Source organism: Shewanella frigidimarina, assembly GCF_003797125.1.
In the GTDB taxonomy this organism is placed as follows: Bacteria; Pseudomonadota; Gammaproteobacteria; order Enterobacterales; family Shewanellaceae; genus Shewanella; species Shewanella frigidimarina.
The window spans coordinates 170303-192044 of sequence record NZ_RKKE01000006.1 but is presented as its reverse complement, the minus strand read 5'-3'; the positions used below and the strand labels follow the sequence as shown (position 1 = coordinate 192044).

20 protein-coding genes are annotated in these 21742 nt (G+C 41.1%); 4 read left to right on the top strand and 16 right to left on the bottom strand.

The features are described 5' to 3' along the window. The first annotated feature begins 11 nt into the window (after positions 1 to 11). Positions 12 to 1094 (top strand): AI-2E family transporter, encoded by a 1083-nt coding sequence (locus tag EGC86_RS16905; protein ID WP_011637223.1) that lies wholly within the window; start codon positions 12 to 14, stop codon positions 1092 to 1094. A 271-nt stretch (positions 1095 to 1365) separates the two neighbouring features. Here the strand turns inward: EGC86_RS16905 and EGC86_RS16900 are convergent, their stop codons facing one another. The 13 genes from EGC86_RS16900 to EGC86_RS16840 all read right to left on the bottom strand — a co-directional run bounded on the left by EGC86_RS16900 (position 1366) and on the right by EGC86_RS16840 (position 13607). Continuing rightward, positions 1366 to 1617 carry a DUF2897 family protein gene (locus tag EGC86_RS16900; protein ID WP_123778323.1) on the bottom strand — a complete coding sequence of 84 codons (252 nt, stop codon included), beginning with the start codon at positions 1615 to 1617 and terminating at the stop codon, positions 1366 to 1368. A gap of 76 nt (positions 1618 to 1693) precedes the next feature. Next, a complete protein-coding gene (kdsB, locus tag EGC86_RS16895) occupies positions 1694 to 2431 on the bottom strand; it encodes an 8-amino-3,8-dideoxy-manno-octulosonate cytidylyltransferase KdsB (protein ID WP_011637225.1) in 738 nt (245 codons plus the stop codon). 88 nt (positions 2432 to 2519) lie between these two features. Next, positions 2520 to 3590 (bottom strand): 3-deoxy-alpha-D-manno-octulosonate 8-oxidase KdnB, encoded by a 1071-nt coding sequence (gene kdnB / locus EGC86_RS16890; protein ID WP_123778322.1) that lies wholly within the window; start codon positions 3588 to 3590, stop codon positions 2520 to 2522. Positions 3591 to 3661: 71 nt separating this feature from the next. Further along, the gene (gene kdnA / locus EGC86_RS16885) at positions 3662 to 4846 is read right to left on the bottom strand and encodes an 8-amino-3,8-dideoxy-alpha-D-manno-octulosonate transaminase KdnA (RefSeq protein ID WP_123778321.1); all 1185 of its coding nucleotides are present in this window, start codon (positions 4844 to 4846) and stop codon (positions 3662 to 3664) included. A gap of 169 nt (positions 4847 to 5015) precedes the next feature. Beyond that, the gene (gene can, locus EGC86_RS16880; RefSeq protein ID WP_011637228.1) at positions 5016 to 5630 is read right to left on the bottom strand and encodes a carbonate dehydratase; all 615 of its coding nucleotides are present in this window, start codon (positions 5628 to 5630) and stop codon (positions 5016 to 5018) included. A 109-nt stretch (positions 5631 to 5739) separates the two neighbouring features. After that, complete coding sequence (locus EGC86_RS16875; protein ID WP_123778320.1) at positions 5740 to 6588, bottom strand: alpha/beta fold hydrolase; 849 nt, start codon at positions 6586 to 6588, stop codon at positions 5740 to 5742. Positions 6589 to 6623: 35 nt separating this feature from the next. Further along, positions 6624 to 7334: a M15 family metallopeptidase gene (locus tag EGC86_RS16870; RefSeq protein ID WP_123778319.1), complete on the bottom strand. Its 711-nt coding sequence runs from the start codon at positions 7332 to 7334 to the stop codon at positions 6624 to 6626. Beyond that, positions 7325 to 8458, bottom strand: a complete 1134-nt coding sequence (gene dapE, locus EGC86_RS16865) for a succinyl-diaminopimelate desuccinylase (RefSeq protein ID WP_123778318.1) — start codon at positions 8456 to 8458, stop codon at positions 7325 to 7327. Before dapE ends, EGC86_RS16870 begins: the two co-directional genes overlap by 10 nt. Beyond that, positions 8458 to 8799 (bottom strand): ArsC family reductase, encoded by a 342-nt coding sequence (locus tag EGC86_RS16860; protein ID WP_123778317.1) that lies wholly within the window; start codon positions 8797 to 8799, stop codon positions 8458 to 8460. The genes dapE and EGC86_RS16860 overlap by 1 nt, the downstream gene beginning before the upstream one ends. A 275-nt stretch (positions 8800 to 9074) precedes the next feature. Then, positions 9075 to 9584: a PTS glucose transporter subunit IIA gene (gene crr / locus EGC86_RS16855; protein WP_011637233.1), complete on the bottom strand. Its 510-nt coding sequence runs from the start codon at positions 9582 to 9584 to the stop codon at positions 9075 to 9077. A 78-nt stretch (positions 9585 to 9662) separates the two neighbouring features. After that, positions 9663 to 11387 (bottom strand): phosphoenolpyruvate--protein phosphotransferase, encoded by a 1725-nt coding sequence (gene ptsP / locus EGC86_RS16850; protein ID WP_123778316.1) that lies wholly within the window; start codon positions 11385 to 11387, stop codon positions 9663 to 9665. 12 nt (positions 11388 to 11399) lie between these two features. Then, positions 11400 to 11657, bottom strand: coding sequence for an HPr family phosphocarrier protein (locus EGC86_RS16845; RefSeq protein ID WP_041413537.1), 258 nt, complete (start codon positions 11655 to 11657; stop codon positions 11400 to 11402). Between the two features lie 333 nt (positions 11658 to 11990). Beyond that, complete coding sequence (locus tag EGC86_RS16840; protein ID WP_123778315.1) at positions 11991 to 13607, bottom strand: methyl-accepting chemotaxis protein; 1617 nt, start codon at positions 13605 to 13607, stop codon at positions 11991 to 11993. Between the two features lie 276 nt (positions 13608 to 13883). On the opposite strand from EGC86_RS16840, the gene EGC86_RS16835 reads away from it, so the two are divergent. The 3 genes from EGC86_RS16835 (at position 13884) to EGC86_RS16825 (ending at position 16850) form a co-directional block, all read left to right on the top strand. After that, entirely contained in the window at positions 13884 to 14594 is a 711-nt protein-coding gene (locus EGC86_RS16835; protein ID WP_011637237.1) for a DUF3334 family protein, read from the top strand. Positions 14595 to 14682: 88 nt separating this feature from the next. Then, positions 14683 to 15720 carry a LacI family DNA-binding transcriptional regulator gene (locus tag EGC86_RS16830; protein ID WP_011637238.1) on the top strand — a complete coding sequence of 346 codons (1038 nt, stop codon included), beginning with the start codon at positions 14683 to 14685 and terminating at the stop codon, positions 15718 to 15720. Between the two features lie 197 nt (positions 15721 to 15917). Continuing rightward, entirely contained in the window at positions 15918 to 16850 is a 933-nt protein-coding gene (locus tag EGC86_RS16825; RefSeq protein WP_011637239.1) for a DUF808 domain-containing protein, read from the top strand. Positions 16851 to 17015: 165 nt separating this feature from the next. Here the strand turns inward: EGC86_RS16825 and EGC86_RS16820 are convergent, their stop codons facing one another. The 3 genes from EGC86_RS16820 to EGC86_RS16810 all read right to left on the bottom strand — a co-directional run bounded on the left by EGC86_RS16820 (position 17016) and on the right by EGC86_RS16810 (position 21664). Beyond that, the gene (locus tag EGC86_RS16820) at positions 17016 to 17411 is read right to left on the bottom strand and encodes a DUF805 domain-containing protein (RefSeq protein WP_011637240.1); all 396 of its coding nucleotides are present in this window, start codon (positions 17409 to 17411) and stop codon (positions 17016 to 17018) included. 173 nt (positions 17412 to 17584) lie between these two features. Continuing rightward, positions 17585 to 20047 (bottom strand): glucan 1,4-alpha-glucosidase, encoded by a 2463-nt coding sequence (locus EGC86_RS16815; RefSeq protein WP_123778314.1) that lies wholly within the window; start codon positions 20045 to 20047, stop codon positions 17585 to 17587. A gap of 57 nt (positions 20048 to 20104) precedes the next feature. Beyond that, on the bottom strand, positions 20105 to 21664 hold the full coding sequence (locus EGC86_RS16810) for an MFS transporter (RefSeq protein WP_123778313.1): 1560 nt from the start codon (positions 21662 to 21664) through the stop codon (positions 20105 to 20107). Positions 21665 to 21742: the final 78 nt, after the last annotated feature.

Below are 21742 nucleotides of genomic sequence, written 5' to 3'. Positions count from 1 at the left end.
AAGGTTTTTCAATGCTGGAAATTTTAACTGATTGGTACAAAACCCGTTTTAGTGACCCACAAGCCATAACGTTAATGTTTATCATTATTGGGATTGGTCTTGCATTGTACTTTGGTTCCGGATTACTTGCGCCATTACTGGTTGCTTTGGTGTTAGCTTTTTTATTAGAGTGGCCAGTAGCACAGATGTCGCGACTGGGTATAAGCCGAACCGCTGCTGCAACAATTGTGTTGGTGGTTTTTTTAGGGTTGATGATTATTTTGACGTTTGGTTTAGTGCCCAGTATTTGGCGCCAAGGAGTGTCATTGGTCACCGATTTACCTTCTATGATCGATAAGGGCATGATAATCGTGCGCGAATTTAGTGCTGATTACCCGCAGTTTGTGAGTGCATCGCAACTTGATTCGATGATGGAAGAAATCAACAAGATGCTTGATACACAGCACCTGATTGATTTAGGTAAACAAATTCTTGGTTATTCTGCGTCATTATTAGTGTTAATGGTGTACGCGATTTTAGTACCATTATTGGTATTTTTCTTTTTAAAAGACAAAGAGTTTTTATTAAACGGTAGCAAACGATTTTTCCCGTCTAACCGTGGTCTTGCACGAAAAGTTTGGTTTGAAATGGACCAACAAATTTTTAATTATATTCGCGGTAAAGTGATTGAGATTGTTATTATTGGCGTAGCCAGTTATATCTTTTTTGCTATCATGGGGTTGCGTTATTCAGCGCTACTGGGCGTATTAACAGGTTTGTCGGTATTGATCCCATATGTTGGCGCAACATTGGTTACATTGCCGATCGCGTTAGTGGCATTTTTTCAGTGGGGTTTTAGTGCTGAATTTGGTTATTTAATGTTAGGTTATGGGATTATTCAGGCGTTAGATGGCAATGTGTTAGTACCGCTACTCTTTTCTGATGCTGTTGATTTACATCCCGTTGTGATTATTGCCGCCGTGTTAGTATTTGGTGGCTTATGGGGCGTTTGGGGAGTCTTTTTTGCCATACCACTAGCTTCGTTAGTCAAAGCCGTCATCAATGCTTGGCCGAATAACCAAGAGCAACAACGAGTCAAGTTTGACAGTGAATAACACTTACCTATGGTATTGAACTACACCTGTACAGAAACAAAGCCTGTTGGATACACATTAAGCTAACCCCATTATGGTGTTAGCTTTTTTATTATCAGGCTTATGTTGTAACATTTAGAGATTGTACGAATGGTAATCGCGATAGAAAGAGTGACCGTTAGACAAATAACAACGATTAAGCATAAGAATATAGAGCAACATGGACGTTATGTTAATTGCATACTGCTATAAAAAATAGCTAGGTTCATTTTATTGATAGGTCAATTGAGCATTATAACGTTTTGTCTTTGCTGTCTTTGCTGTCTTTGCTGTCTTTGCCTTTCTCATCTGAAGGTGCTGCTGTCAGTTTATCTTCTGTTTCTGGTGAACTAGTTTCTTTGCCTTTGGTGTGCGTTTGATCTTTATGTTCACCAAATTGAGGCATTTTAAATTTGGCAGAATATTTCAATACCGCGATATTACTTGCAATAACGCCTATAACTAAAATAATAATTAGCCAAACTTCATAACCTTCTAGACTCATTGGAAACTCCTTTTAAGCTGAAATTTTCTAGCCGTGTTTTTAAGACAACAGGGCTAGAACCATACGTGTTTGGTTATTAGTCGACGGCTAAACGTAGCTCACATTTGCGAATATCTTCTGGAGTATCGACTTCTGGAGAATCAAAAGCACTGATAGCAATTTTAATTTTGTGGCCGTATTCGAGTGCGCGTAGCTGTTCTAATTTTTCAAGATCTTCAAGTCTGCCTAAAGGCAACTTAGCAAAGGCATTCACAAAACGCTTAGTGTAAGCATAAACACCTAAATGTTTGTAAACCGGATAGTCATTGGTATCGCGACCAAAGGGAATACGAGAGCGAGAGAAATATAATGCATTATGGTCATTATCAAACACCATTTTAACGTGCATTGGGTCGTCTAATTCTCTTTTATCGACGATCTCAAATCCTAATGTTGCCATTTCGAATTCACCAGGGTGACGTTCAAATAGACTAATGATTTGTTCGATTGAGATAGGATCAATCAGCGGTTGATCGCCTTGTAAATTAATCACTAAATCGTCATCATTAAGACCCAGTAATGCAATGGCATCGTTAATACGGTCGGTACCAGATGCTGCATCAGGGCTGGTCATTACCACTTTACCACCAAAGGATTCAACGGCATCTTTAATGCGGTCGTCATCTGTAGCAACATAGATGCTATCGAGACCTTTTGCTAATGATGCACGTTCATAAACGTGTTGGATCATGGGTTTACCATTAATCGGGGCTAGCGGCTTGCCCGGGAAACGGCTTGAACCATAACGTGCCGGGATTAATAGAGTAACTTTCATTAATATGACCTACTTGTGGTTGTGACAATGGTATAGACAATAAATAAAAGGGCTCATAAGAGCCCTTTATGACTTAATCTGTCGTTTATTATATACGACGGAATAACTTAGTCAGCATTTCATCGGTAACTTTCTCTTCCCAGCCTTTACCGTACACGTTGTCCCAAAGTGGACCCATGCTCTTAGTAACGGCAACCATCTTAGCGATAGTTTCATCTGGCAAATCTTTACAGATGTTTTTAGGCAGAGTGATGTTATGAATTTTCATCATTTTGCGGAATTCAGTCACACCTTCTGGGTAAAACTCTTCCAGCACATCAAAGGCTAAACAGTTACCAATACCGTGGTGATAACCCAGCACATAACCTAAACCGTAAGATACCGCATGACATGCACCAACTTGGCTATAAGCAATGCTCATACCGCCCATGTAAGACGCCATCATTAACTTGTCGTCTTTTTCTGCGTGGTCGTCTAAGAACACTTCACGACATAAATCCATAGATTTTTCGGCAAATGCTTTAGCAAACTCGTTTAAGTAAGTGCCTTGTAATGATTCTACACAATGAATAAAGCAATCCATACCAGTGTAGAACCATTGGTCAGTCGGAACCCCTGCAATTAATTCAGAGTCCATGATGATTTGATCAAATACGGTGTAATCTGAGTTCAAACCTAGTTTACGAACTGGTCCGCACAATACCGCAGTACGTGATGCTTCTGCACCCGTGCCAGATACTGTTGGAATACCAATGTGGTGTATCGCAGGGTTTTTAATCAAATCCCAACCTTGGTATTCAGAAGAACTACCAGGGTTAGTGAGCATGAGTGATACAGCTTTGGCTAAGTCCATTGTTGAACCGCCGCCTAAACCGACTACGCTCACTGGTAACTTAGTGTTAAATACTTTAACTTGCGCCGTTAACGCATCAACTTGTTCAGTTGTTGGTTCATCATCTACGTTTACGTAAATCAGTAGGTCGTGCGCTTGCGTTGGCACGCGGTCAGCTAGCGGTTTACCTTGATGTACATCATCGACAAGGAAAACGACAAAATCGTTAGCATCTTGACGTTCTTGACCTAATACAACATCAAGTTGCACAAATGAACCACGGCCAAAGATCATTTTAGGTACACATTTAAAATTTTTAAAACTCATTACAACAGTCTCCATTGAGATAAGTACTGTAAAAAGTGCTCTCAGCCATCACTGACCGAGAGGCATCAATGCTAGGCAAAAACGCGTTTGATATTTTCAATACGTTCAGCTATTTGCTCATCAGTCCAAGACAACTTGATTAACATCGAAATCGTTCGACTCATGATAGCGTCAGATTTGGGTGTCAGCACTTTAGTGTAGTCAGGGCGATCAGCGATTAGCATAATAGGTAATGCGGCAGGCGCTTTAAGTTCTTGGATGTGTTTCCAATTTTTAAGGTAATGCCAGTTGTTAACATACCAGTAAAAACAACCATCAACTTTGTTGGCAGCCAGCTTTTTATTAATTTCTTGAGTGCGTTCTTCTGTTGGCATCATAAATGTTAAGAAGCCTGCAGAATCGCCATCTGGATCAGGAATTTCACGGAAGGTGATTTCAGCAATAGATGCCATTGCATCTTTAATGGTTTTCTTATTTTTACGTTGAATAGCAATGATTTTATCAAGCTTACGTAATTGTGCTAAACCCATTGCTGCATTCATTTCTGAAATACGGAAATTCAACCCCATAATTGGGTGTGATTCTGCACCACGATCATTACCAACATGGTCATGGCCGTGATCTGAAAACATGTGTGAGTGGTTATAAATTTCGCTGTTGTTAGTGACAATCGCGCCGCCTTCACCACAGGTGATGGTTTTAACTGAGTCAAATGAGTAACAACCTACATCACCAATAGTGCCCAATGCTTGGCCTTTATAACTGCCACCGATGGCTTGACATGCATCTTCTAAAATCACCAAGTTATGCTTTTTACACACTGCTTTGATTTCGTCCATCTTGGCCATAGAACCACACATATGAACAAGGTTAATGGCCTTGGTACGTGGCGTGATTACAGCTTCAATACCTTCTGGAGATAAACACAATGTTTCGTCAATTTCAGCAAAAATAGGTACAGCACCGGCCATAAACACGGCTTCAACAGAGGCTACAAAGGTAAATGGAGGCACAATGACTTCATCGCCAGCACCAATGCCCGCTGCTGCCATTGCAGTTTGTAATGCAGCAGTACCGCTTGATACTAAATGAGCGTGTTTCACGTTCATTTTTTCGCAAAGTAGTTGCTCCATGTCGCGGGTTTTCCAGCGATCATTACGCATATGGTCGAAGTTATAACGGAAGGTAAAACCGTTCTCCATTACGTCAGCAACTTCCTGCTTTTCTTCAGGACCAAATAATTCAAAACCAGGCATGGAAATCATCTCCTAAAAATTCTGCGCATAGTAGCGCTAAATAAACTGGATGATTATAACGTTCTTCAGTGGTGGTTCGCGACTTTTATTGCATATTTTTAATAACAATAAACAAAGGCCTGCTAAATAACAGGCCTATTAAAAGTGTAAATGGAGATAGAAGGCAAGATTATGCTAAATTGCGGCCATGAAGACGGTCAATTGTCACGTCTAAATCTGTGAGTAATCCGTTATTAATTCCGTAAATCCAACCATGTATTGCTACATCTTGACCACGATCCCATGCTTCTTGAACTATGTTGGTCGACACAACATTTGACACTTGTTCCATTACATTAAGCTCACATAGGCGATCAAAACGTGCTTGTTCACTCATCGATTCAAGAGCCTCCTCGTGAATACGATAAATGTCGCGTAAATGTCCGAGCCAATTGTCAATCAAGCCCAATCGCTCTTTATTCATTGCTGCACGAACACCACCACAGCCATAATGCCCAACGACCATGATGTGCTTTACTTTTAACACATCAACAGCATATTGCAGCACTGATAAACAATTTAAATCTGTGTGAATGACCATATTAGCGATGTTACGGTGAACAAACACTTCACCGGGTAATAAGTCGATAATCTGATTAGAAGGCACTCGGCTATCTGAGCAACCAATCCATAAATATTCTGGGTTTTGTTGTTTTGCCAGTTGCGCAAAAAAGGTAGGATCTTCTTTGTTGATCCGTTCAGCCCAACGGCGATTATTATCAAATAATGGTTTAAGAAGTTTCATGAGCGCTCGAATTAGGTCGTTTTTTACCGGTAAGGTATTACAGGTAATAGGTCATTTTGTAATGAGTATATCAGCAATGTTGACGGATCTGGTCTATCCATTGAGGTGATTAATTAAAATTAACTTTACTCAAAAAATCAATAAGATGTTGATTAAAAATGGCTGGTTTTTCGATGTTAGCTAAATGACCAGCTTGTTCAATGTGCAATAATTGACTGCCATCAATACAGTCATGCATTAAATAACTTTCTAGTGCAGTACGCAAATAACCACTTAATCCTACCGCCACTAAAGTCGGTAATGTTAATAACTCAACCGATTCGAGTGTGTCTCGTTTGAATATGGCCATATTGGCAAACTTCAGTAACGCACTAAGTTGGGCGCTAGAGTAAGACGTTAATTCAGCGTTAAACTGTGTAACTCTTGTCGCCAGATTAGGGGCTAGACTGATCAATTGCTCAATATCTTTACTAAAAAATAACGTGCTAATGGTTTGGGCAAGGTCTGTTGATATTGCTTGTTCGTTGGCAACTTGAGCCATTAACCCTTGGTATTTAACGCAATTAACTTGCGGTTCAAACCCCACAAAACTGTTTAACATCACCAAGCCACTAATACGAGCCGGTGCATGTAAAATAAGTTCAGCTGCAATTGCGCCGCCACTACCATGACCTACGATGGCGGCAGAGTCGATTTCAAGCTTATCCATTAACATTAATACGTGTTGAGCCACATCTTGTAAATTTTCAACAGATTCAGGGATAGTGGTTGTTTTACCATGACCCCAAAAGTCGATGGCGATGCATCGATACTGTGATGAAAGTTGGTCAATTTGCGATCGCCACATCGTGCTATTGGTGAGTAAGCCATGACAAAAGATAACAACAGGTCCATGCCCTTCATCCAAGTAATACAGTGGTTGATTATCAATTTTTATGTGATGCAGTAAAGTGGACATAACAGACTCATTTAAAGAGGAAATGCGCGCAAACACTAAGCCGGAGAGGGCGCAACAAAGAAAACATAATGATTAACTAACTCTGTTAGCCGTTCAATTAAGGGTGATTCTAACGATATTTTTGCCGCAGACAACACTTTTGCAAATTCATCTGCGCTAAATTGCTCCAACAACTCATTAGCGACAGGAAAATAGCTCATGTGCCATGGCTCAGGACTAACACCACTTAAATCAGGTTGATAGGGAAAATAAAATCCAAACTCAGCAGCATGCGAGATAAGCCATTTATGTAGATGAGCACAAGGGCCATCGGCTGTATATTCTGCAGTGATTAACTGCAGTGCTTGTTTGCTAATGTTATTCGCATCATATATATCGAAATCGGTGCCCCAATGATGCCGAGATGCGCCAGGCAGGGCAGACCATATCAAAATGGTATCAATCAGCTGTTGGGGCGTGAGTGACGTAAACTCAACTGGATTTGAGTCTTGGTCGAGTAATGGTCGCTGACCTGTGGCTTTGGCGTTCCAAATACTCAATTGACGATCAAATGGTCTATATGCAGAACATATTTGTACATCAAACCCCGCAACAGATGCCGCGCACTGCAACTGCATAAATGCAGTTGCAGTGCGTTGTTCAAGCAAAAACTGTCCGATTGAAACTAAATGTCGATCGTCTAAGCCGTATAATTTAGCTTGCTCGCTAGGGATATCAATCGAACAAAGCAGTGAGCTTATTTGCACAATAGCTTTTCCAAAATGCGTTCATAGCAATTAGCTAATATTTCTAAGTCGGCCACGTTGACGCATTCATTCACTTTATGAATTGTCGCGTTGACTGGGCCTAACTCCAACACTTGTGCGCCAGTTGGTGCGATAAAGCGACCATCTGAGGTACCACCTGAAGTTTGTGGGTCGGTTTCATAACCTGTGACTTCGCGAATCGCTTCTCGTGTGGCATCAAGCAGTGGACCGGCACCCGTTAAGAACGGTAAACCATTAAAAACCCAGTTGATATCATAATCTAAGCCATGAGCATCAAGAATACTCACCACCCGCAGGATCAATTCTTCTGCGGTCACTTCGGTAGAGTAACGGAAGTTAAACATCACGGTTAATTCACCGGGGATAACATTCGATGCACCAGTACCGCCATTAATGTTAGCAATTTGGAAACTGGTCGGTGGGAAAAACTCATTACCATTATCCCAATGCATTTGTGCGAGTTCAGTTAGTGCTGGAACCGCTTTATGAATAGGGTTGTCGGCTAAGTGTGGATAGGCAACATGGCCTTGAATTCCGTTAACGGTTAAGTTGCCAGTCAAGCTGCCACGACGACCATTTTTGACGACATCACCTAATTTATGCGTTGAAGAAGGTTCGCCAACTAGCGCCCATGTCATTTTTTCATTACGAGCTTCGAGCGTATCAATAACCCGCGTGGTGCCGTTTATAAATGGACCTTCTTCGTCACTGGTAATTAAATAAGCAATAGAGCCATTGTGGTCTGGATGTTTAGCAACAAATCGTTCGGTCGCGATAATCATCGCGGCTAACGATCCTTTCATGTCTGCCGCGCCGCGACCATGTAAATAGTTATCAATAATGGTCGGTTCAAACGGAGGAGTATGCCAACGGTTAAGATCGCCAGTTGGGACTACATCGGTATGACCTGCAAAGCAGAAAACCGGATCACAGTTACCGCGTCTTGCCCACATATTGGTGGTGTCTTCAAAAACCATCGGTTCAATATTAAACCCAACAGCGGCAAGGCGATTGGCCATTAAGGTTTGGCAACCCTCATCCAATGGTGTTACCGATGGACGTGATATCAGATCTTTTGCTAATTCAACTACATCATTATTCATTATGCGAACCACGCTTGGTATTGAGCTAGGTTAAAACCAACCAGTAATTTATCGTTGTTGACCAGAACCGGGCGCTTAATCAATGTTGGATATTGCACCATTAATGCTATGGCTTTGTCTTGAGTGATATCCGTTTTTTCAGCATCAGTCAAACCACGAAAACTGGTGCTGCGTTTGTTAAATAAGGTTTCCCAACCGACAACATCAGCCCACTGCGTAACCATGGTTTCATTTAGACCATCTTCACGGAAGTCGTGAAACGTGTAATCAATTTTTTCGGCTTCAAGCCATTTACGCGCTTTACGAACTGTATCGCAATTTTTTATGCCGTATAAAGTCAAAAGAATACTCCATTAATGTCGATAGGGTTGTCATGTAAGGCTTGGCTTTGTAGATAAGCCTGAAAAAGTGCCTTATGTAAAAGGGATATCATTGAATGCATTTAACAACATTGTGGCATTGTGAAGCGGCTTGAACAAGCCGAAGACGGTGTTTTGAAAAGATTTCATAATATGCAACCTACGCTCACTTAAGCTGAAGGTTGCATATTATTGTGGCGCGATAGTTTACGATAACCATTGAATAGGGTTGTTAAATAGATAGAGTCAACTTGATGTTACATTTGCACCGTAAAAATAATATCTTTACCAGCAACAACGCTGCCTTGAGCCTTATCTAATTGTTTAACGTCTTCCATATTGGCCAGCACTACCGGAGTCAGTAAACTGTCGACTTTGCCGCGTAAATAGGCAAGGTCGAAAGACAAAATCGGTTCACCGGCTTTAACTTGCTGACCTTCTTCGGCCAAACGTTTAAAGCCATTACCTCGCAGTTCAACGGTTCCAACCCCAAAGTGCACAAACAGTTCAAGCCCTTGTGGAGACTCAATGCTAAATGCATGGTTGGTTTCAAAAATTTTACCTATGGTGCCATCTATCGGAGCGACAATAAATTCGCCCTTTGGGTCGATAGCAATGCCATCGCCAACAATTTTTTCAGCAAATACCACGTCGGGTACTTTTTCAATTGCAACAATATCACCAGATACAGGTGCATAAATGGCAATACCACCTGTTAATGGTGGTTGGCCAGAAATAAGTCGTCTAATACGGCTTAAAAATCCCATAAGAACAAGCCTCTTTTATTAATATTTTTATGCGGTTAATTGTAAACGGCTCTGCGAACTTTACCAACTTTATTCGTGCTATTGATTGTAATCAAGTGCAAAAGCGTTAATGGCTGAGCGTATATCAGTAATTCGAGTTAACAAAGCAATGTGTTGTGCATGGCGGACATATTCAGCGTAATGCCCCTTAATCAATGCCACTTTTACATCTAATAAATTAGCTGGGTTGATACTCAATTCATCAAGCCCAAGTCCGACTAATAAAGGTAAGACGCGTGGATCGCTACCAAGTTCACCACATAAAGAGACTTTAACGTTTGCCTTTTTACAGTGGTTTATGCTGATGGAAATTAACTGGATAACAGCAGGTGACAGAGGCGGATATTGTTTGGCTAAATGCGGATTAGTACGATCGGCCGCTAAAGTATACTGGGTTAAATCATTGGTGCCGATACTGACAAAATCAAGCAGTGGCAGCATGCTGGGTAGGTTCATAACTGCTGCTGGGGTTTCAACCACAATACCGTAGCTCAAAGTACCAAAACCTTTTTCTTGTTCAATTAACTCCGCTTTGGCACGTTCAATTAATAAAAACGCGGCGTCAAGTTCTTCAACCTGGCTAACCATCGGAAACATTAATCGAACTTGGCCATGGTTTGCCGCCCGAAGTATCGCTTTTACTTGGGGGATAAAGGTCTCTGGGTGCGCCAAACTATAGCGAATACCACGAATACCAAGGGCAGGGTTGTCTTCGTTACTTTGCGGCAAACAAGGGATCTCTTTATCTGCGCCAATATCAAACGTTCGAATAGTCAACACGTCGCCTTGTAAACTATGCAGAGCATCGCTATAGAGTTTATATTGTTGCTGTTCATCGGGTAGCGCTTTAGCATTCATCAATAAAAATTCGGTACGAAACAAGCCAATACCTTGTGCTCCGACTTCGGCTGTATGAGATATTTCACTCAGATTTCCCACATTAGCCAGCAAAGTGATCTTATGACCATCAAGGGTTTGACTGGGCTTATCTTTATAAATCATCAATGCTTGACGACGCAGCAATTCTTGTTGTTGTTTTTGCTTTAACTGGTCGAAAAGTTCAGGTGATGGGGCGATATGTAACTCACCTGACATACCATCTAAAATGAGCTGCGAGCCATCTATGATGAGGTTTTCAGATTGTGAGAATTGATAATTAAGTAACGCTGGAATACCCGCTGCCCGAGCTAAAATCGCAGTATGGCTTGTTAGGCCTCCAGATTCGAGAATAAGTCCGGTTATGTGGGTTAGTGGCAATATGGCAAATTCAGCAGGAGTTAAATCATCAGCGAGCAAAATCGTGTCTTCTGCGAGTGTTGATAAGTCCCATTGCAAATGGCCATGCAAAGCACTGGTCAGGCGTTTAGCCAAACAAATAATATCACCGCTACGATTGGCTAAATAAGGGTCGTCTAATGACGACATTTCTGCTGCATGTTGATTAAAAATCCGATCAACCGCGACCGCTGCGCAAACTCTAAATTGATTAATATGTTGATGTAGTTGCTGCTGTAGCTCCTCATCTTCTAGCAACATAATATCGCTATCAATGAGTTGGAAATTATCGCAATCTGGGCACAGGTGATGTTGGCAGTGTTGTAAATGAGCAATTAAGTGATTAATTGCCTGGGTTAGCTGTTGCTGTTGCTGGTCAATTTGCTCAATAGAAAGCAGTTTAAAATCGAGAGGTGGCAGTTGAGTGGTAATAGTCAGGGCTTTACCAAAAGCGATGCCTGCAGATACAACGATTCCATTGATTGACATAACGTTGTCCTATTAGCTAAGTGTAATCAGCATTGAGGCTATTTTGTCGACAGCCGCTTGACCGTGTTCACCTGACGCCAATACCGTCACCGACATGCCTTGGTAAAGGCCCAATGTTTGCAATTTAAATAAACTTTTAGCACTGGCCTGTTTTCCATTACATTCGACCATGATGTCGCAGTCGAACTCTTTTGCCTCTTTTACCAGTAATGCCGCTGGACGCGTGTGAATGCCGTGAGGAGCAACAATGGTGACCGTTTTTTGATACATAAAAAACATACTCTGTAATGAATGACAACTAAATACTCATTGGATTAAGTATCAATATTTCAATACGCTAGTGGGAAATGTTTACTAGCATTTTTTGCTAAAATACCTTGTTGAGCTCAAGTATTTAATCTGATGGACACAATATACCTTAAAGTCATAAGGGCTAAAAGTGATGTTCGACTCGAAATTGCCCGTGATGTATTAATCAAGGCTTTAAGTCAATATTGGTTGCGGTAATAATATGAAAGTTTAGAAGGTAAATCTAAAGGCTTTTTAGGTTGGCAGTTGTAAAGCCAAGTCTAAAAAGCCTTAGTTAATCAATTGTTTTAATAGCTATATTTTAAATTGCCCTAGAGTTTTGCTCATATCAACACTAATGCCTTGCAACGATTGCGCTGCCTGATTGTGAGTTTCGTTCGCTGTTAACGACTGTTCGGTGAGTTCAGAAATGGTATTGACGTTGACATTGATGTCTTCGGTAACCAATGCTTGTTCTTCAGTGGCACTAGCAAGTTGTGCTGTCATGCCGCTAATATTATCGATGAGCGCTAAAATTTCGATAATCGCATCGCTTGATTGTACGGCTTTTGACTGTAACTGAGTAGATTGTCGTTGTGTATGAGTAATGCTGTCGATAACCGATTGAATACCCGTTTGGATCTGACTAATAATTTTATTGATTTCATTAGTCGATGACTGAGTTCTATTCGCAAGAGCTCGTACTTCATCTGCCACGACAGCAAAACCTCGACCATGTTCACCGGCTCGTGCAGCTTCAATGGCGGCATTGAGCGCAAGCAGGTTAGTTTGATCTGCAATGCTGCCAATAACATCAAGAATACTGCCAATCTCAGCGGATGAATGACTCAGTGTTAATGATACTGTTTCAGCTTGATGTAATTCGTGGACTAAACTTTGTGTTTGTTCAACGGTTTGTTGCATCAATTTTTGATTCTGCTCCGCTTGATGTTTTACATTAGCGGCCCCGTCAGCTGCATCTTGTGTATTTCGTGCCATTTCTTGGCTAGTCGACAACATCTGGTTGATAGCTGCGGCGACGCTTTGAGTTTCACTATGCACTTGATTCGCACTTTGATTCGATGACTTTACGGTGTCTAATAAATGTATGGCTTCATTATTTAAGGTATGCCCGAGCGGTTGCAAATTAGCCACCATATTGGCAATTTTAATCACAAACTGATTGAATGCATCTGCTAATTTGGCTACTTCATCATTACCTTCGGTAGACAAGCGTTGGGTCAAGTCACCTTCACCTTTGGCTATCTGTTCCATCGCATCGATAGTGACGTTGAGAGGTTGGGTAATAGAATGATTCAGCAATAAAAAGAACCCAAAAATAGGCACTGAAATAATCATCATGATAATAAAATAGTCAATAATGATACCCGTCATGCTTTCATTAACATCGTTGACGTTAGCTTGAGTGATTAAGGTCCAATTAAGGGCTGAATAATATTGCGCTACTGCTAATACTGTTTGTGGCCGATTTTGTTGATCAACAATAGCTAGTTCAGCCTGTGCGACGTTATTTTTTTTGGCGCTGGCGAACAACTGTTGGTATGAATTGGATCCGTTGAATGTTGCTAAATTGGAGAGGGGCTTGCCGACTGAGTTTTGATTTAATGGATTAACAATAATGCGATCTTGGTTATCAACAATGATAAAAGCTTGATGATCATTAACTTCAATTTTACTGGCAAATTGGCTTAATATTTCAACCGTAGCATCCGGTTTGGCCAATTTAAACGCATCTAGAGTGCTACTTAATTGGTTGACTTGCCCACTTATCTGCTTATATTTTTCTTCGATTAAATGATCGTATTGTTCTTTAATTGAAAAAGAACCGAAAACCACAGTACCTACAGCGGCTAAAGCTAACATAATGAATAAGCGCTTTAAAATGGTTAAACGCCTTAATAATCTAATCATTATCTGTCCTAATTCAAAGTATCCATACAAAGTGAAGCAATTATAATGAAAATTTCAAAAAACATAAGCTTGAAAGATTGTTTTTGTGAGCAGACAGCTGATTTTTACATTTGTGAATAAAATGTATTAATTTAGTAAAAAATTATTGATTATCAACGGATTAGTGTACCATTAAATCCGATTGATTAATTATCATGCTAATCGATTGTTTTAATTTTGATTTTTTTTTGTTTTACCCGCAAGATTAGCTTAATTAATGGATAAGGTATCAACGTTATGAATTCATCTTCTACAGTCAAAAATGACGACATTTTACTTAAGCTTTGTCATTCTGTTTCTCATGTTCTTTCTAGCACTAGTGCGAGCCATGTTAGTCATGCTGGGATGGTTCAAAGTATTTCTCGTACCCGTTTAAAACCGGATTTGGCATGTTTCTCCATATTCGACGGCGGCTTTTCTGGCTTGGTTGTGATTAACTTTTCTGCCGCAGCAGCGATTGAGATTTACCGTCGCTATATGCTCAACATGGGTATGCCTGAAACAGAACTCGCGTTTTCACATACTTCTGATGATGTCAGTAATGTTATGGGCGAATTAATGAACCAAATTTTGGGTGATTTTATTGGTAAAATATCAAAAGAATTACAAACATCAATTAGCCAAAGCCAACCTAAAATGTTGGTTATCAATAAAGAATTAACGATTTCGGTAGACACTAACCTCGATAATGCCGTAGCCAGACGAGTATCATTTAAGACTGAAAACAATCATATCTTTTATCTCGAATTCGCCATGGATAAAACCGAGTTTATTCGTTCTGCTGATTTTGAAATGGACGAAGAGTTTGATTTAGATTCGTTAATTGAAACTCATGGTAAAGCAGCGCAAGTTAACACTGCAAAATCAAAAGATGTATTAAATGATCCCAATATTAAAGGCATTGTTGTCGATGACGCAGATGACTTGCTTAGTGAGCTTGGATTATAAGTTCGCTTTATAACACCAGGTTGGTTTATCAACTTGGTGGTTTTTTTATAGTGGCGATGACAATAAAAATAAAAGGTTAACCATAAAAATGGCATCTAAAGCGACTTCTATTGATATAGCTTACCGTGCAGGCGTGTCGCAATCGACTGTGTCTCGTGCGTTAAGAAACAGTCCGTTGGTAAATTTAGAAACGCGACAGCGTATCCAAGCCATTGCAAAAGAACTCAATTATAAAGTCGATAAAAATGCCAGTAACTTGCGCATGCAAAACAGCCATACGTTAGCATTGCTAATTTGTGAAGATCCAACTAATGATGAGTCGATGATCAACCCATTTTTCCTCTCTATGTTGGGTTCGATCACTCGAGCAACCGCCCGTCAAGGTTATGATTTATTGGTGTCATTTCAGCAGCTTTCAACTGATTGGCATGCAGATTATGAAGACAGTAATAAAGCCGATGGTATTATTTTATTAGGCTATGGCGATTATATGGATTATGCCCATAAGCTTGATAAGCTTATCGAAAAAAATACTCATTTTGTTATCTGGGGAGCTGAGCATAACAATAAAGCGGTGTTGTCTATTGGTTGCGATAATCATCAAGGTGGTTTTGTTGCCACGGAACATTTGCTTGGGTTAGGGCATAAACACATTGCTTTTTTAGGTGACTCGTCAAGTCGCAGCCCTGAATTTCGCGACAGATATTTAGGTCATGTTGATGCTTTACAATCTACCGGTATCGAGGCCGACACACAGTTACAGCATGACGCTATTAATACCGAAGCCTCTGGCTATCATGCCGCCAACGTATTATTAGATAGCGGCGTGACATTTGATGCTATTTTTACTGCGAGTGATCTAATTGCGATAGGGGCGATTCGTGCATTGAAAAAGCGCGGTGTTTTAGTTCCGGAGCAAGTTGCTGTAGTGGGATACGATGATATTCCGGTGGCCAGTTTTGCCAATCCGGCGTTGACAACCATTAAGCAAGATACTCAGTTTGCAGGTGAAATACTTGTCGAAAGTGTGTTGAAGTTAATCCGTGGTCAAGAAGTTAGCCAGCGATTAATCAAGACCCATTTAGTGGTACGTAGTTCATGTGGTGCAAATGTAGAAGATAATTAACTCACAGACATCAAGCCATGAAGTGCATCTAACATTTTATGTAGACCCTTTTTTATTTTGTTTGCAGAGTCTTGGCGAGCTAAAACACTGAGTTAATATTATTTATTTCCAGCGACCGTCCTATGCAGATACTATTAAACGCTATCATACTTGTGCGTCGATCTTGCTAGTTAAATTTTTTAAAGGATAATTTTTTTATGGCAGGTGCCAGTTTATTAACCCTATTAGATGATATTGCGACTATTTTGGATGATGTAGCGGCCATGAGTAAAGTGGCTGCACGTAAAACAGCGGGCGTTCTGGGTGATGATTTAGCCTTAAATGCGCAACAAGTGTCGGGTGTTGCGTCTGAGCGTGAACTACCGGTGGTATTTGCGGTAGCGATGGGATCATTTAAAAATAAAGTGATTTTAGTGCCGATGGCCATGCTGATCAGTGCGTTTATTCCATGGGCTATAACGCCTTTATTGATGTTTGGTGGTTTGTTTTTATGTTATGAGGGCTTTGAAAAAGTCTATCATTCATTAACTCATAAACGCGCTCCTGTGATCGATGACGATGCGGTAGTCGCCAAAGCAAAAGCTGATATCGAAGACTTAGCCGCATTCGAAAAAGAAAAAATAAAAGGGGCTATTCGCACCGACTTTGTCTTATCGGCTGAAATTATCGCAATTAGTTTAGGCGTGGCAGCACACATGGATCTAATGGGGCAATTTTTAACCTTATGCGTTATTGCCATTGTGATTACGGTCGGGGTGTACGGCTTAGTGGCAGGGATTGTTAAAATCGATGATCTTGGTTTGTATCTTGCTCAGCGTAAACCGAGTGGAATAGGGCATAAATTAGGCCTAGGATTAGTATCTGCTGCTCCTTATCTAATGAAAATCCTGACATTTGTCGGCACTATTGCCATGTTTATGGTCGGTGGCGGTATTTTAACTCATGGTATTCATGTCGTGTCTGAATGGATTTTACATGCAGAAACGCTGGTTAGCCAAGTGAGTGTTGTTGGTGACGTTTTAGGACTATTAACCCCAAGCGTGTTAAATGCGCTCTTTGGCGTCGTTGCTGGTGGTTTGGCGGTATTATTGATGAATGGTGTGACCAAGTTACTGCCTGCAAAAGATTAGTTAGTGCCTGCAAAAAACTAGTTAATGCCTGCAAAAAGATTAGTAAATCCAAGCAATTGTTGTGGTAAGCAATGATGGGTAAAAACATACAAAAAAAGCATAGTCTATGACTATGCTTTTTTCGTGGTATTGACGATAACGACGATGTTAATCAGTCTCTTAGGACTAAACCGCTAAATTATCCGGACTGTCTGGATTTGGTACTGTTTTTGGATTTGGCCCATACTCGTTGTCATCTTTACTGTTAAAGCACATTACAACCAGTAAAATTAATACGCCAAGCAGTGGAATAAATATCAACAATAACCACCAACCGGAATGGTCTGTGTCGTGTAAACGACGGACACTCACTGCGATACTTGGGATCATGATGGCGAGTGAATAAATTGAGCTTAATACCCCAGCACCGTAAACGTCGCTGTACAAACCGACACCCATGTCTAATAGCGTCAATACGATACTGATAACGGCGCTGATTAATCCAAACATCCAGTATTCTTTGCGACGTGCACGGCCGCTAAAATCAAAATACTGTTTCAATACTTTTACATACCAATCCATTTGTTGTTCCTTAACGTTAACTTTTTTTAATCTGGAGTATTAGTAACAAGATAGTGTTGAATTAACAAGGTTTTGTTTCATAATACACACAAAAAATAAAGCCGTTGTGAGTCACAACGGCTTATTGAACAAGCTAATAACAGTGCCATCAATATATTGCGATTAATACAGTGCTATTTAGCGAGTGTTTGTTGTACAACAGGGTAAAAGTCCCATACTTTTTCATCGGTCATCGAACGCACCAATTTAACGTATTCAGCATGGGTCCACGCTAGCGGTGTTGCTGTATTGGTACCTTGGCCCATTTTGTAATTATAACGAGTCGCGTTGCCTACGCCGTCCCAAGCTTGCTCTGGCAACATTAACCCTTGGTTAGCAAAGGTTTCCATGCCTTGAACATAGGTATTGATTAAAACTTTCTTCGTGTCTGGGGTTAACGTGTCATTTGCTTTTGCTAAGGCTAATTCGTAATGACCGCGTTCACCGGTAAAGAAGGGCCATACTCGGCCTCGTTGATTTTCGGTGTCGCCTTTTTCAGCGTAGCTAAAGCCTGTAACAGTGTCTTCACCGTATCCATCATTACCATAGCGGCGGTATCCTGGTACTTTACTGCCATCTTTGGCGGTAAATTGGTATTTAACTCGTAAGTTATCTTCAAGATTTTGGTTGTCTATTAGCATGACGCTGTTTTTAATAACAGGGTCTTTAGCGTTAACCACACCATAACGGACTAATTCTAAAAATCCACCGTCGAGGATCAAGCGCTGATCTAAACCAGGTTTACCATTGTTATCAATGAGCTTATCGGTGTTATTAGGGTTACCATTTGGGCTAATGCGCACATAATAAGGTGCCGCTTTACCTTTGGAATCTGTTTGACCTAATAAGCCTGTGGTGGTGACCATCGTTGTTTCGAGCTGACGTTGTAGCTTACGTGCTAAATCGGCATACTCAGGTGCTTGTTCATCTTTCGCTAGCGATCCAATATCACTGGCAGCCACTAAACCGGCAATTACGGCTGCAGTTGTGGATGGAGAGAATCCTGCTTGTTCTTCCCAGCGTTCTTGTTGAGTACTTGGAGGAGTAATTTTAGTGTCATTCCAATCCAGTTTTACTTTGCCGCCTTTAACTAAAAAGTTAGCGGCTGGTTTAAGCATGTCGTTATACCATTGGGTTATTTCTGTATCGTTAAGTACACCTGCTTGCCACAGTTTCCAGCCGAGCATGATTGGCATGGCAGTTTGATCGAGCTGCACGCCAACCCATTCAATTTCACCATCGACATGGGTTTTCTGTAAAAACCATCCAGGTGTACCTGCAAAATCCGGTGTTTGTTGTTGAACTTGAACCTGCTTTAAATATTCAAAAGCCACTTTGGGTGTTTGAGTATCGCCCATGGCTAAAAATGCCATTGCACATTGGTAAAAATCACGTGGCCATACCGCTTTATAGCCTGTGCTACCGACTTTAGCTGAAACCGTGTCGCCCCAAGGATTTGAAAGTGATGCGATTAACGCACCAGCATGAGTTTTATCTTCTTGAGCTTTTAACACTAAGGCGCTGGCATAGAGTAATTTACCGTTATCTTTAGTGTTGCTGCTCATGTCATTTAATGGCTTCAGCGAGGCTAAGTAATCTTTCCAGCCAAGATGTTTATCGTCGCCTAAATACGCTTGTTTAACGGCGTCATAACCCGCATCTAATGTCGCTTGAGTGGTGGCTAAGCTGCTTGCTTTGTCTTTACCAAAACCAATAACCAAATTAAAGCTTAGGCTGTCATTAGCATTGGTGAGGGTAGGGTATTGTGCGGTTAGCGCGACGTTACCGCCTTGATTGGTGTCGCTAGTGGTTTGGTAATGATAATCAAGTTTACCGTTATCTTGTAAATCGACAATACCATCTGATGTGCCGACAAACCCAGCGCTAGCGGCGACAAAATCGACATCTGTTTTAACCGTCATTACCGTTGAGTTAGTGTCACTTGTGTAAGCCACTAGCGATTGGCCTTCAACTCTAGCAATGTCATTGGCACCACTGTTATCAATGTGCGGATTGACATAAAGGTGTGGTGTAATGCCAGCCTCAAAAGCAGTAAAGGTGACTTTCATCATCAAGCTACTTCTATCGGGATCGGTAAATATATGTTTTTCTATTTGGTATTTACCTTCAACATCTTTATTGATGACTTTATAAGCCAGCGATAATGGTCGTCCCATATCATCGGTATCTAAATACTCAATAGTGCTGATAGTATTGTCTTTTTCAGTATCGACAAAGCCTTTGCCAGAGATAATAAATTGCAGTTCTTTAAGCTGGGCATTGTGAATAAGGCCAAACATGGTTTCGGTTAATACGCCTTGAGCAATCGAAAACCATACTTTACTGACCGGGTTTGCAGCTGTGTCTTGATAATGGCCGTTAACATAGGGCTCGTAAGATGTGCCTATGCCAGTTTTTCCTGAGAACGCCCAAGTAGGTTCTGTGCCTGGCGTACCGGGTGCGACGTTAACAACTTGAGCTTGTGTGTTTACTTGAGTATCTGCAGGTGAGCACGCACTTAAGGCTAGAGCCATCATGCTGGTCGTAACAGCTTTCGCTATGATACTGCGATGCGTGAGTAAATGTGGTTTTAACATGGAATTCCCCAAAATAATAATCTCAATCTAGTTACCAGTGACAAAGACTGGTAATCCTTATTGTGTTTGCTTGTCTTGATCTACAAATAGCACCGCAATGCCCGACAGCATCATAAATATCCCGCCTAGCACTAAAGCGTAAATTGGTTGTCCATCAAAAAATACCTTAAGCAATAAGCCAAGAATACTGGCCGCTAACAGCTGTGGAATTACGATGAAGAAGTTAAAAATTCCCATGTAAACGCCCATTTTTTTCGGGGGTAATACACCAGACAACATGGCGTAAGGTACCGATAGAATAGATGCCCAGGCAAAACCGACGCCAATCATTGGTATCCACAACAGGTTAGGGTTTTCAATAAACATAAAGCTGATGAGACCCGCACCGCCAATAAACATGTTGATGGTATGGGTGAGTTTAATGCCGACGGCCTTAGCTAGAAACGGAATAATAATCGCAGCAATTGCAGCAAAGCCGTTATACGACGCGAACAACATACCGACCCAATCTGCACCGTTATTATAGGCTTGGGATACCACATCAGTGGTGCCGTAATGATACGAAGTAACGGCCGCTGTGGTGTAAATCCACATTGCAAATAGGGCAAACCAAGCAAAAAACTGCACCAGTGCTAGCTGACGCATGGCTTTGGGCATATGAAACAAATCATCGACAACATTAAACGTCATGCCTAATCCGTCGCGCGTTACTGACGACTCAGTGTTGCTGTTTGACAGTTTGGCTAACTTACGCGAACAGTAAAGTTGCAGCGGTCCGAAGGTAAAAATACCCAAACTTAAAATATAAAGTTGCTTATCTAGATCTAGGCTAACAATTGCGAGGGTGAAAATGGCGCCAATCGCCATCCATATAATCGCACCATTTTGATATTGTTTGGCTGTACGCGTATTGACGTTAGTGTCTTGTGCGTCAGTGGTGTCTTGTTGATGAAATTCAGCTAATTGCTCTGGAGAGTATTCTTTGGTTGAAATAATGGTCCAACCCACGGCCAACATTAGTACCGCGCCACCAAAGTAAAATGCATAGCGTACAGAGTCGGCAATTTCGCCCGCTGGGGCGGTATTTTCCACATCAAATACATTGGTTAAAATATATGGCAAGGCAGATGCCACCACCGCGCCAATACCAATGAAAAAGCTCTGCATTGCATAGCCTTGGGTCCGTTGGCTTTTTGGTAGATTATCGCCGACAAAAGCACGAAACGGTTCCATGGCGATATTGATTGAGGCATCCATAATCCACAACATACCCGCAGCAATCCATAACGTAGGCGAGTGCGGCATGATAAAGAGTGACAATGTGGTTAATACTGCACCAATTAAAAAATAGGGGCGACGACGGCCAAGGCTATTCCAAGTATTGTCACTTAAGTAACCAATAATAGGTTGTACGATGAGGCCCGTGAGCGGTGCGGCAATCCATAAAATGGGAATATCATCAATAGATGCACCTAAGGTTTGAAAGATACGGCTGACATTGGCATTTTGCAGTGCGAAACCAAATTGGATCCCCAAAAAGCCAAAACACATATTGAAAATTTGCCAAAAATTAAGCTGCGGTTGTTGGGTGACGTTTTTATGATTATTGCCAGACATGTGACATCCTTTTTGGTAAGTCGTTGTGCTTACTTCTTGTAATTTTACTTCTTATGGCGAATTCGTTGATAACCATTG